The 13,553-nt window shown below is 31.0% G+C and carries 11 protein-coding genes; 9 read left to right on the forward strand and 2 right to left on the reverse strand.

Translation table 11 applies throughout. From position 1 onward, the window contains the following. Window positions 1-119: 119 nt before the first annotated feature. From QZU90_RS00720 to QZU90_RS00750, 7 genes are all read left to right on the forward strand, one after another. Window positions 120-419: a hypothetical protein gene (locus QZU90_RS00720; RefSeq protein WP_296854870.1), complete on the forward strand. Its 300-nt coding sequence runs from the start codon at window positions 120-122 to the stop codon at window positions 417-419. Between the two features lie 443 nt (window positions 420-862). Beyond that, the gene (locus QZU90_RS00725; RefSeq protein WP_296854871.1) at window positions 863-3,091 is read left to right on the forward strand and encodes a BspA family leucine-rich repeat surface protein; all 2,229 of its coding nucleotides are present in this window, start codon (window positions 863-865) and stop codon (window positions 3,089-3,091) included. Window positions 3,092-3,259: 168 nt separating this feature from the next. Beyond that, the gene (locus QZU90_RS00730; RefSeq protein WP_296854873.1) at window positions 3,260-3,460 is read left to right on the forward strand and encodes a histone family protein; all 201 of its coding nucleotides are present in this window, start codon (window positions 3,260-3,262) and stop codon (window positions 3,458-3,460) included. Window positions 3,461-4,020: 560 nt separating this feature from the next. Further along, window positions 4,021-5,223 (forward strand): tetratricopeptide repeat protein, encoded by a 1,203-nt coding sequence (locus QZU90_RS00735; protein ID WP_296854875.1) that lies wholly within the window; start codon window positions 4,021-4,023, stop codon window positions 5,221-5,223. Window positions 5,224-5,261: 38 nt separating this feature from the next. Then, a complete protein-coding gene (locus QZU90_RS00740; protein WP_296854877.1) occupies window positions 5,262-5,804 on the forward strand; it encodes a DNA-3-methyladenine glycosylase I in 543 nt (180 codons plus the stop codon). A 79-nt stretch (window positions 5,805-5,883) separates the two neighbouring features. After that, window positions 5,884-6,429 (forward strand): hypothetical protein, encoded by a 546-nt coding sequence (locus QZU90_RS00745; RefSeq protein WP_296854879.1) that lies wholly within the window; start codon window positions 5,884-5,886, stop codon window positions 6,427-6,429. 90 nt (window positions 6,430-6,519) lie between these two features. Next, window positions 6,520-7,887 carry a hypothetical protein gene (locus QZU90_RS00750; protein ID WP_296854881.1) on the forward strand — a complete coding sequence of 456 codons (1,368 nt, stop codon included), beginning with the start codon at window positions 6,520-6,522 and terminating at the stop codon, window positions 7,885-7,887. Between the two features lie 11 nt (window positions 7,888-7,898). On the opposite strand, the gene QZU90_RS00755 is transcribed toward QZU90_RS00750, so the two are convergent. Both QZU90_RS00755 and QZU90_RS00760 read right to left on the reverse strand, forming a co-directional pair. Beyond that, a complete protein-coding gene (locus tag QZU90_RS00755; RefSeq protein ID WP_296854883.1) occupies window positions 7,899-9,947 on the reverse strand; it encodes a Dam family site-specific DNA-(adenine-N6)-methyltransferase in 2,049 nt (682 codons plus the stop codon). 4 nt (window positions 9,948-9,951) lie between these two features. Continuing rightward, window positions 9,952-10,134, reverse strand: coding sequence for a CopG family transcriptional regulator (locus tag QZU90_RS00760; RefSeq protein ID WP_296854884.1), 183 nt, complete (start codon window positions 10,132-10,134; stop codon window positions 9,952-9,954). 254 nt (window positions 10,135-10,388) lie between these two features. Between QZU90_RS00760 and QZU90_RS00765 the strand changes: the two genes are divergently transcribed. Further along, window positions 10,389-12,155, forward strand: a complete 1,767-nt coding sequence (locus QZU90_RS00765) for an N-6 DNA methylase (protein WP_296854886.1) — start codon at window positions 10,389-10,391, stop codon at window positions 12,153-12,155. After that, window positions 12,142-13,521, forward strand: a complete 1,380-nt coding sequence (locus QZU90_RS00770; protein WP_296854888.1) for a restriction endonuclease subunit S — start codon at window positions 12,142-12,144, stop codon at window positions 13,519-13,521. Before QZU90_RS00765 ends, QZU90_RS00770 begins: the two co-directional genes overlap by 14 nt. The last annotated feature ends 32 nt before the right edge of the window (window positions 13,522-13,553 follow it).

Below are 13,553 nucleotides of genomic sequence, written 5' to 3' on the forward strand. Positions count from 1 at the left end.
AATATACTAATTTTTAACTATTATTTAATTTAGTTCATTAAACAATAGTTTTACGAAACTTAAATCTATTTGAGGATTGTAATATTTTTTTAAATTGAGAAGAAAAGAGGAGTGATGAAATGCCAACTTGTCCAAATTGCGGTTCATGGGTAGATGAAGGAGACAGCATATGCAGCTGTGGAGCCAGCGTAGGAGGATTCTCTTCAGGAACAGAAGATTTTGAATATGAAATCAGCGAACTGTATCGCCAAGCTCATGTATTCAGGGATAAAGGAAACTATTATGATGCAATCAAGTTGTATGAGGAAATCATCGATGAGATTGATGGAAGAAATCTTAATGACTGTGGGGACGCATGGGATTTTAGGCCTAAAGCAGAAAAGGAATTGGAAGAACTAAGAAAACGTGCAAAACTTTAAAAAAGAAATGTATAAATTATTAAATATAATTCCAAACTTTTAAAAAAAAAGTTTGATCAATATATTATTTCCTATTTTTTAATTTTTATGTTCCATTTAAATAATTTAATAAACGATTTCCAAACTTTTAAAAAAGGTTTCGTAAAACTCATATTTAAAGTAGTTAATTAAACCTTAAGTCAGATGAAAATTCACAAAATTTTTTTAACTTGAAACTAAATTAATAATTGTAGGGAACTAATCCTAATCTATTAAACCTTAACTCAATTACATATCACCCCCTTTACATATGTTTTTTTTTAAAATTAGGATTAGTTCCACTTCTACTGTTTTTCTTGATTTTGACTACTTTTAAATAATACGGTTTCAATATATATTATTAAGAGAGGGTGATGGCACCCATATTAAAATTAGCTATTTTTTATCATTTAATGGTGATATGTATGTTTGAAAAGGAAAGATATGTGGAACCTGCTAATAAAGCTTTGGAAAGAATCAATACTAAAAAAATCGATATTTTCAAAACTATTAAAAATTCTTATTATTTTGATATAAACTTCTTGGATGAAAATGACAACGGATATTTCCCTGATTCTCAGGAAAAGGATTTTAGAGGTCAAGTTCAAGAAGGTCTTGAAAGAGGGAACGGAATATTCATAAGATTGTTTCAATTATTTGTTGATGAAACCGGATCTTTTAAAGATGCAGAGGAATATGATGATATCCTTGTTTTCGATGATACTGTTTACTATGAAGGGTATGTCAAAGAGTGTTACAATGACTTTTGGGGTTATGATGAAGAGGACTTTGACGATGATGAGTTAGATGATGACTATGACGATGAGGACTATGAAGATTATGATGATGAACCAGAAGCAACATTCTTCAGCATAGAATCAAATAAAGACAGTTTTTATGTTGCCTGCACAGTAAATGAGGTTCCTCCAATCACTGATTTCATATGCGATTTGGGAATTAATATCTGTAAAGAAGAAGATGGCTATGGACTTAGGATTGGATACACATATTTGCCTGATGACTCATTCCATACAAATGTCATTTTCGAGGATTTAATGCTTAGTGGTGAAATTGATGATCCTTTAACTCAGGCATTAGTGTTTTTGCTAGAGAGAAACATAGTCTTTGAAGGCGAGGAAGATTCAGAAGGAAAAGATGAAGATATTTTTGAAAACTTTTTACAGGATATAAAAAAGGAGACAAGTGCTGAAATCGCGGATGTTAAAATCAAATCAAAAAGCGATAAGTTTGAAAAGGAAGCTGACGAACTGTTAGAATCCGGTGAAATAAATAATTATCTAGAACATTTTGAAAGATTAAACACCACTACAGACAGCATTTATAATTTGGGAGAGCATGATGTTCTGATAATTCTTAAAGATGGAACCAATCTAACTGATTGGGAGAAAGTGGATAGCAACCAAGACATTTTGTACATCAGTGAAGACCTTTCCAATTGCAATTATTCTCCAAGAAAATATATTTATTCAACATCTTTAAAAGCAGCAGTCATAACTGGAGTGACAAATAAAATAAAAGATATGGAAAGCATGTTTGAGAATTGTACTTCTTTAACTGATTTGTCTGGTTTAGAGACTTGGGACACTTCAAATATTGAAAAAATGGAGTATATGTTCAAAAATTGCTCTTCCTTAACTGACTTATCCTTATTGGAGAATTGGGATATAACAAAAGCAAATAAATTATGGAACATGTTTCAAGGATGTTCTTCCTTGGAGGATATATCTGCCTTGGCTAATTGGGACACTTCACATTTAACTTCTGTAGCAAGTATGTTTAGCCGTTGTTCTTCCTTGGAGGATATATCTGCCTTGGCTAATTGGGACACTTCCCATGTAAAGAATATGTCCGGAATGTTTGGAAGCTGTTCCTCTTTGGAGGATATATCTGCCTTGGCTAATTGGGACACTTCACATTTAACTTCTGTAGGAGGTATATTTAGTGGCTGTTCCTCATTAGTAGATATTTCTGCCCTGGCTGGTTGGGATACATCTAAAGTATCCTCTTTAGGTGATTTAGTATCTTATTGTTCTTCATTAATTTCTTTAAGTGGATTAGAGAATTGGGATACTTCTAAAGTGGAAAGTATGCTTGGAGCTTTTCGAGGCTGTTCCTCATTAGTGGATATTTCTGCCTTGGCTAATTGGGACACTTCTAAGGTTGAAACTATGTGGGTTGTATTTGAAAACTGTTCCTCATTAGTGGATATTTCTGCCTTGGCTAATTGGGACACTTATAAAGTTACTGGTATGAGATATATGTTTAGTGGCTGTTCTTCTTTGAAGGACATTTCCTCTTTAGAGAATTGGGATACTTCAAAGGTCACTGATACGATAGGCATGTTTAAGGGTTGTTCTTCCTTGACTGATTTATCTCCTTTGGTTAATTGGAATTTGTCTCGTGTTGTTGATGCAAGAGGTATGTTTAAGGGTTGTTCTTCCTTGGTTGATTTGTCCTCTTTAAAAGATTGGAGTTTTACTCATATTTGCGTTATGAAAAGCATGTTTAAGGGTTGTTCTTCCTTGGTAGACGTTTCTGATTTAGATTGGGAAATATCTTCTATGATGGATACAATTGAGATTTTTGATGATTGCCCTAATATAGAAGCGTATCCAAGTTGGTATGAGAAATAATGGGGTGAGTTTAGATGACTAGCAAATATTTGAAGGAATTTGAGGAACTGAACACCACAACAGACAGCATTTATGACTTCTTAAATGATAAATGAGCATTTTTAAGCAATAATTTTATATATTGAGATTTAAAAATATTATATCAATAAGGAGTGTGGAGGTGAAAATGTGAGTGAAATACCAGTTGCACCAGTTGTACGTATCTTAAAAGATGCAGGTGCAGAAAGAATCAGTGATGACGCTAAAAAGGCTTTTGCTGACGCAGTTGAAGCTTCCGCTGAAGAATTAGCTAAAAAAGTCATCAAAGCAGCAGCACACGCTGGCAGAAAGACCGTAACTGTAGATGACATCAAATTCGTCTGCGAATAATCTTTTTGCATTAATAACATTTATCTAAAAACTAAATTTTAATTTTTTTTATCTATTTTTTTCTTTTTTTCTCCATTTTTTAGTTTTCAAAGGATCTTAGGTATCCAATTTAAATGTCAAAGTTCAATGTATTATCAAGAAACATTAGAGTTTTTTTCAAATACTCTTTTTTGACTTGTTTTATGGTGTACTATTTTTCCTTTCATGCTTCAGATGAGATTATCCTTTGGGAAGATAGTTTTGCAGAATCTCTTCTGTTTTTGGTATAGCAAGGATAATCTCTACCCACTCTTCACCTCACAAAAAGTTTTTATACCTTGAAATTAATTATTACAGGAACTAATCCAAATTAAACCTTTAACTCAATTTACATATTACCCTCTTTACATATATACAAACTTTTTTTTATTAGATTAGTCCTTTTTTCATTAATCAAAGTAAAAAAATACAAACAGTTATATATTGCCGAATGTATAAATCATACGATATTTTTAAATCAACAAATATATATCCTATTTTTTTAAGATAATTTATTAAGAAATATTTTTTGGGGGATCTCATTGCAAGAAATAGATTACATGTTCCAAATGGCTAGAAATGACGAAGAAAAAATTGAAATGTGCAATATGTTATTAGATAAATATTTAAATTCCTATGTAAATGTCCTGTTTCGTAAGGGAGAAACATTAGGTGATTTAAAAAGGTTCGATGAAGCAATATCTGTTTTTAAAGAGATTTTACATTTCTCCGGTGATGATATTGCTGGAAGAGCTCACAATTCAATTGGATTTTGTTATTCTCAAAAGATGGAATGGGATAAGGCAATTTCACATTTTGAAGAGGCTAAAAAATATTCTAATAATCCTCTTTTCTTGGTAAATTTAGCTATAGCTTATAAAAAATTAAATCAAAATGAAAAGGCATTAGAAATTTTCAAAGAACTGAAAAATTCAGGTTATCCTCTTGATGAGTATAAAGTTGTCATTGAAGATTTGGAGCATAAGGTAAAAACTGATCAACTGTTTAAGGACACTCTATTCAAGTCACTTCCAGAGGCATTTATGCAAGCATCAATATATTCTAACATGGAAGATTACGAAAATGCAATTAAAGTATATGATCTGATCACTGACAGAATTCCTATTCATTTGTCTGCTTGGAGAGATAAGGCTTTTGCTTATACTCAATTGGAAAAATATGATGAAGCGTTAAGATGTTACAATCAGGCTTTAGCCATTAATCCTGATGAGCCATACTCTCTCTTTTTTAAGGGTTCCATTTATATGAAAATGGAAGAGTTTGACCAAGCCCTTCAATTATTGAAACGTGCATATGAAATACTTCCTGATGAGAATGCTTTTTTGGATAATTATTCTTATGTTCTATTCCGTGTGGGCAAATACCAAGAGACTGTTGATGTTTGTAATAAAATATTAAGTAGAATGCCTAATCATCTTCAAGTTTTAATTGTTAAAGGAGAGGCTTTAGAGAAATTAGGCAAACATGAAGAAGCTATTGATAATTATGATAATGCTTTAAGGTTTTATCCTGATAGTCATGTTGTGTGGAGTAGCAAGGCTTTGGTTTTAAGGAATATTGGGAAATTGGAAGAGTCATTGAACTGTTATTATAAGGCTTTGGAATTGTCTCCAGCTAATCCAGAAGTTCTAAATGGCATGGCTATGACTTATGCTGCACTAGGGGATTTTGATAAATCATTAGAAATAGTGAAAGGATTGAATTCATCTACTGAGGATTCTTAAAATAATGAATTTAGGTAAAATGAGTTTTTTGTGATAATATGTCCGATAAAACAAGATGCCATTGGGTGAAGGAATCAAGCGACATTTTAAGGAAATATCATGATGAGGAGTATTGTGTTCCCAATTTTGATGATGATTACCTGTTTGAGATATTGGTTCTGGTCAATTTTCAATCAGGGCTTTCCTGGGAGATAATGCTTATTAAAAGGGAAGCATTTAGAGAAGCTTTTGATGGATTTGATGTTGAAAAAGTAGCTAATTATGATGATGAGAAGATTGAAGAGCTATTGTCAAATGAATCCATCATCAGAAACAGAAACAAGATTAATGCTGTTATAAATAATGCACAGATATTTATAAAAATCAGTGAAGAATATGGTAGCTTCTATGACTACATCAAAACCTTTACAAACGGAGAGATAATTCATGAAAGGAGCTTGACAGAGTCTGAACTGTCCAGAGACATGGTAAGCGATTTGAGGAAAAGAGGAATGAAATATCTGGGCCCTGTTACCATGTATTCCTATCTGCAAACTGTTGGAGTCATAAATTCTCATGAGGAGACTTGCTTTTTATATTGATTTATAATTTTTTTAAAAACTTTGAAAATGAATTCCTTCATTTTGCAATAGTTAAAATTTCAATTATTTGAGTGATACTATGAAATTAAAAGATGTTTATTTGATTGAACAAGATTTAATTAATGAAGCCATACAATATGCTGAGAAATCAAAATCATTCACTTCAAACAGGCATGATTTTCATGAAGGAGGATTGAAAAATAAAAAAAGAAAAATGTTTGAAGGAAAACTCGGTGAAAAGGCCGTGAAAATGTTTTTCCTAGACAACAATGTCTCTTTTGTAGAAGATGATTCTCCTTTTTATGAACGTGACGAATATGATTTCTTATTAAAGAATGAAAATGAAACTTTAACTGTTGATGTAAAAACTAGGACAGAGGATTTTCATATAAGGACTTTGGAAATGGTTGAACAAGCCAAGAATCACCCTAAGGACATTTTCATCTCTGTCAGGCTTCTGAAGGATACATTCACAGTCAAACTCTTGGGCTGGTTCACTTATGATGACATGATAAACAAAAACCAAATCGAAAACCAAGGCTATTTGGATAATTATGTAATGTATGATAGAGATTTAAGGTCTATGGAAGAATTTGAAGAAATAATTAGTAATTTCCAAAAATAATCATCTATCTTTTTTTTAGAAATAGTTTTATATTGTAAACTCTAAATTTATACCTATCCTTTAATTTTTAAAATATAAAGAGGGTTTGGTATGAATAACTTATTTATTTTAACAGAAGAAAGAGCTAAAAATGATGTTGTAGAGCAAATCTTGGAATTGTATTCAAAGGAATATGGAAAAAAAGCTAATTTTAATGATGTGAACATCATTCCTGAAATTAAGAATAACAAACACACTTTCCAATATAAAGTTGAAGGGGCTGAAATCGAAGGCATTGATAGGATTGCATTACTAATTGTCTCAGGATATTCCAGTTTTGTTGATTTTTTACTTTTTGAACAGGAAGATAAGCCAGACAACAGAAATGACAACTTATTGATGTTGATCGAGGAAACAAAAACCAGCGATAAGGAATCTAGAAATACTGGCGTTTACCAAAGAAGCTCAAAATTCGTATATTCAGATTACTATTATCCTGACGTTCCTAAGTATATGCTATATAATTCCGAAAACAGCGATCATAACAAGGCTCCTACTGACACCAGTGTTTTTGGAACTAACCTTTTATTGACACAAAATGTAACAATTATTGGAAAAGACTTGCATTACTTCAGGAAATTCGAGTCAATTGAAGATTTGGCAAGAACCAAAAACAGAATGAGAAGACCACCTAAAGGAAATGTTCCTATTGACATTACCATAAAAGATGATAGGATTGAGGTTTCAGGCAGATTGTCCAAGCCTGCAAATGAAGGGAATATTGGACATGACCCTAACATAGGTTCCTTAACTTCCATTGCCAAGACTTTAAGAGTTTTGGGCTGGAATGGTAGAATTGTCATTACTCAACATGGAGTCAAACAGGAAAAAGTGAATAGAATGAGAAGCAATAAATTCCTGAACATTGCCTCCATTCTGGATGTCGAACTAGATGGAATCAGGTTCAGAAAACCAAGATTGCCTACTCAATATTGGAAATATGAGGAGAATTCTGAAAAGTTGGGAACCATTTTCTTGCATTTGCTAGCCATAGGTCTAGATGAGGACATCAAAGGAATTTACGAAAACCATGCAGGCTGTGAGAGAGGCTATTTCTACACAAAAAGAAATACTACTGTAACAATTCCTAAGAAAGACAAGAAGGGAGTGAACTTGTACATACCTGATCTGATTCTTAGAAATGATAAATATAAAGAGATTTTATTGATTGAGGGGAAACAGTCCTCAACTTTAGATAGAGGATTAGAAGAAATAGAGTATTTTGACTCTATTGAAGATGAAATCATTACTCCAAATTACAGAGATTATTCCATCAGAAGATGGGTTGTAACTTATGGTAGAGACATTTATCACAATAATCTCAATCCAAAGGTTCTATTCCATTTGAATAAAGATGGAAGTTACTATGTAAATGATAATGCTCCATCATGGATTAAAGATCTATTGCATGATAATTAAGGAAGAACTAGTTAGTAATTTATTACTAATACTTCTTCCGCTACCTTATTTTTTTCTTTCTTTTTATAATTGGAATTTGAATAGTCTGAATCAATATCAATCACTTTGTAATTGTTTTCTTCTATCCAGCTAATTAACAAATCATTGGATTTGTCCCCTTGCCTTATTACATTGGATAAGGCAAACTTAATATTATTCTCATTCAGCTCATCTAATAGATTCAGCAATTCTTGCTCCTCTTTTTTTGTCCAGTTTTTGAATCCTCTGTTTCCATCGTTATAGCTTCCAGTTGTTATCAAGTATGGAGGGTCGCAATAGACTAAAGAATCCTTGTCCAGTTTGTTCGCCAAGTCCAAATCGGTGAAGTCCTTGTTGTAGAATGTGATGTCCTTTTCATGTATCCTGTTCACGAATTTTTCGAGCCTGTTTTCCATGTTTTTGGAGAAATGGCTCCTATTGGTTCCATGCGGGCAATTGTACTCTCCTGAATTGTTGTACCTTATCTGGTAATTGAATGAGTAAGCTATCAATACATACAAGTCCAAAGGGTTTTCTGCATGCTCATTGTAGTAATCTCTGAATTTAAGGAATCCTTCCTTTTCCTCTTTCTTGATGTTGAATTCATCAATTCTGTCTTTGATATGATTTATGATGTCCTCATAATCATTGTCATTCAGATATTGGAACAGGTCCACAAGAGGAGTTATTTGGTCATTGTAGATTATTTTATCCGCATTTATGTTGATGCCTACATTGAATCCTCCTCCAAATAAGTCAACGAATGTTGATATTTCCTTTGGGAAGTTGGCATAAATCTGAGGCATTATCTTATGCTTGCCTCCAATGTAGTTGAAAGGAGATTTTAGGAAATTATTCTTCTCCTTTTTGGTTTTCTTCTTTGTTTCCTTTTTTGGAATGTTATTGGCATTGTCGAATTTTAGAAGTGTAGTCTGAGTTTCTCTTTTTATTTTTTTGATAGGATAGTCTTTAGGCATAGGATTTAATTCAATGAAGAACAATAATTCCTTCAAGTCCTTGCTTTTCTGTTTTTGTTTGCTTTTGTATTTTCTGTATTTTATCCTGTTTTTCCTAAAGGTTTCTGGATTTCCGTGCCTTTTGAATATCTCCTCAATTTCATCTTCTGTCAATATTCCGTCAGTACTGTAACTCATTACAATATAATTGAAGTCTGCATTAGATACTAAATCTTCTAATGCTCCATACACTTCATTCTTTCTGCAGAATGGAGACACTTGGTTTGAATAGTCTCTCATTCCTGTTACTCCTTTTATTTCAGGATAATCATAATGAGCTATTGTTTCTAAAACATGATAGTTTGGCACATATTGTCTGTGGTTATATGGAGGGTCTACATATAGTATGTTCCCTTTAATTTCCTTGATAAGCTCAAGAGAATCTTCATTGAAGGATTTATTATTCTTCTTGTTATCGCATATGTCTAGTTTCGGGAACTCAAATGGTTTGTACGCTCTTTTGTCCCAATGCTTCAAATAAGCACCATAAACTCCGCTAATGTTTGAGTAGAAAGGCACTGCTTCGATTAATAATGCAAGCAAATAATAATATTCCTCTTCATTTATTTTTTCTTCTTTATACCATCTTTCAGTAAGTATTCTGATTAAGTCTATTCTCCTTCCAATATCCGGTAGGAAGTACATTCTTTCGCAGTTCTCATTAGGAGTATAATTATTTAAAATGAACAATTCTTCATTTTTTATATTAAAATCATTTTGCATGTCATCTAATGATTCTGTTTCCAAGAATTTTAAAATTTCTTCTAATGACTTTTTGTTCAATTCTTTCTGGAGTTCTGTAAATTTAGGTATTTCGTTAAGCTCTATTGTGGCTCTTTGCAAGACATAAGAGAAATACATGTTGTCATTGGAAATTATTTCATATTCCTTTTTGAAATACCTTCCCACTGATGTACTTCCTGAGAAAATATCGCAGAACACTAAATTTTCGTAATGAGGAATATTTTCATTGATAAATAATTCAATATCTTCCAATAAATTGGTTTTGTTTCCTATAAACCTCATGGTTTTATTCTCCAAAGATTTTTTCCTTGAGTGTTGTTGAAATGAATGACTTTTCTGTAAGCCAAGCCATAGTTATGTTTTTTACAACTTCAGAATCACTGTTTCCTAATTCTCCTTTGAGTTTTTGGAGTAATTCATATTGCTCTTTTGTGAAATTCACCTGTATCCTTTTCATTTCTTTACTCATATATGCACCACATCTGTGTATTTTTAGTGTAATTTTTATTTTTCATAGTATATAAAACTTGTAAGAGCATATGGAAAGTAATCTTTTAAAAGTAATTTTAAATATTATGTAAAATATATTAATATCATATTTAAAAATTTAGAAGAAATAGTAAAATTTCTTCAATTGAGAGATTTATTTTTAGATTATAATTGGGAAGATTTCTTAAATTGTAAGCTTAATTTTTACTTAATTTTAAAAATGCAGTGATTAAGATGGCTAAAGAAAAAATTATAGATTATATTTCAGGAAAAGAAGTATATGCTACACCTGAAGAAATAGAAGCAGTTCAAGTTTTTTCCAGAATGCTGGTTGAAGATTACGGTTACAAAAAAAGTCAGATAGTTACTCACCCTCAGTGGAGAGTTAAAGCTAGACCTAGCGATACTAAAAAAGAGTACCCTGTAGATATTGCAGTTTTTAAAGATGACAACATTAATGATGATAATATTCTAATAATTGTAGAATGTAAAAAACCAAATCGTAAAGATGGAAGAACTGAATTAGAAGACTATTTGCGTTTTTCAAAAGCAAGATTAGGAGTTTGGTTTAATGGAAATGAAAAATTATTTTTAGAAAAAATTGAAAAAGATGGACAAATAATTTTTGATGACACTTTACCGAACATACCAAAAGCAGGACAAAGAGTTGAGGATATAGGTAGATTTAAAAGGAAAGACTTAAAGCCTGCTGAAAACTTAAAATCTATCTTTTCAACTATGAGGAATTATTTGGCTCCAAATGTTGTAGGGGCTTCTCGTGATGAAGTTTTGGCACAACAATTGATAAATATCATTTTTTGTAAAATCTATGATGAAAAATTCACAAAACCTGACGATATGGTAAAGTTCCGAGCAGGTAAAAATGAATCTTTTGATGATGTTAAAGAAAGAATAGTAAAATTATTTGAATTAGTAACTTTACAATATTCAGATATTATTGATGAAACTGATAAAATCATATTAGATTCAAAATCTGTTGCATACATTGTAGGTGAACTGCAACAATTCTCTTTATTGGAATCAAAAAGAGATGCAATAGGAGATGCGTTTGAAGTTTTTATTGATGGTGCTCTAAAAGGAGGGCAAGGGCAATTTTTTACTCCAAGGAATGTTGTGAGAATGATTATTGATATTTTAAACCCTACAAAAGATGATTTAATTATAGATCCTGCATGTGGAAGTGGTGGCTTTTTAATTGAAGCTTTAAGACATGTATGGGCTGAAGTCGATGATTTCGGTAAGGAATATAATTGGCCAGATAACGAAATTGAAACTGAAAAACAAAAAGTTGCAATTGATAAAATTAGAGGTATTGATAAAGATGCCTTCTTAACAAAAGTTTGTAAAGCCTATATGGCAATTTTAGGTGATGGTAGAGGAGGTATTTTTTGTGAAAATTCCTTAGTATCTCCTAAAGAATGGGATTTTAAAACACAAAATAAAATTAGTTTGAATAGTTTTGATATTGTTGTTACTAATCCGCCATTCGGTGAAAAAATAAAAGTGGAAGGTAAAGATATATTAAAACAATTTAAAGTAGGTCATAAGTGGAAAAAGAATAAAAAAGATAAAAGTTGGGAAATGGGTAAATTAAAAGATAAAGAAGCTCCACAATATCTTTTTATAGAACGATGTCTTGATTTGCTTGTTCCTGGAGGTAAAATGGGTATTGTATTGCCTGATGGAGTCTTAGGTAATGATAAATTAGGTTATTTGCGACAATACATATCTGAAAATGCTCAAATATTAGCAGTTATTGATGTGCCATTAGAAACTTTTATGCCTCATACAAGCACTAAAACAAGTGTTTTAATATTGAAAAAATTATCTAAAGAAGATATTCCAGATGATTATCCAATATTTATGGCTGTATGTGATACTTGTGGTCATGATAGAAAAGGAAAATTTACTAATGATGATGACATTAGTCGTGTTGCAGAAAAATATCATGAATGGTGTAGGTTAAATGTTAATTACTAAAACTATAAATTATTCTAAATTAATTAGTTCTGAAAGATTCGATGCTAAATATTTTTTTCTTGAAGATAAATTGATGAATATTCCTTCAGATATGGAAGTTGTTAATTTAGGTGATGAAAGATTATTGGAAAAGATTACTGATGGAGAACATGCAGGACAAGTATTTGTTGATGAAGGAGTACTATTTATTAAGAATTCTTCTATAAAATCATTTGATATAAGTATGTTTGATGGGTTTTATATCTCTGAAGAGAAACATAGCAAATTACAAAGATCTGCTTTAGCTGCTGAAGATGTGTTATTTACAACAATAGGCCATATTGGTTCTTCTGCTATTGTTCCATTAGATTTTGAAGAAGCTAATATTAATCAAAATTTAGTGAAAATGGAAATAAATAAAGATTTCATAAATCCTTATTATTTATCTGCTTATTTAAATTCAAACTTAGTTAAAGAACAAATTAATTGCTTATTTACATCAAATACTCATAAAATAATGACATATCCTAAAATTAAACAATTACAAATTATAAAACCATCAAAAGATTTTCAAGAAAAAATTGCTAACTATTATAAAGAAGCAATAGTTTGTGAAAACAAATCGAATAAACTAATAATTGATGCAAAATTGAAATTTAGAGAATATTTAAATATTGATTTTGATTCAATTGTTGAGAAGACGGAATATTCTACTATGCTTTCAGACATTATAGAAGGGGATTTATGGACGCCTAAATTTTCGTACTACAAATATAAGCTAATTGCAAATGAGATAGAAAATAAATGGCCTTATATTACATTAAATTCTAAAGAAGGAGCAGTTAAAATTTTTACTGGGTCTGAAGTAGGTAGAGATAATTACATAGATTATTTAAATAAAAAAGAAGGAGATTATCCTTTTATTAGAACTTCAGATGTTTATAATTATCAAATGGATTTGCAACCTGATTTTTTTGTTGAGAAATCAGTTGGTGATGAAATTAATCAGGACATTTGTCCTAATGATATAATATTTACAAAAGATGGCAAAATTGGTTGTGTGGGCATGATAACAGAACATGATAAAGTCTTTATTGCTTCAGGATTAGCTGTTATAAGAGCCATTAATATTAATCCTTATTACTTATTCCTAAATTTGATCACGGAAGAAGTTGGACAATATCAAGCAATACAAAGAACAGTATATGCTTCTACAATTCCTCATTTAAGAAAACCTCGTATTGAGGAGTTTAAAATCCCTCTTATAAGTGATGATAAAATCATAGAATTATCTTCAATGATTGAAGAAGCATTTAAATTAAAAAATCAAAAAAAAGTTTTAATTAGTAAAATTAATTCAGAAATGGATAAGTTGACAAACAATTAATGGTTCAAATCCTGTTCTTTTAATTAATCTAA

Source organism: uncultured Methanobrevibacter sp., from assembly GCF_902784195.1.
GTDB lineage: Archaea > Methanobacteriota > Methanobacteria > Methanobacteriales > Methanobacteriaceae > Methanobrevibacter.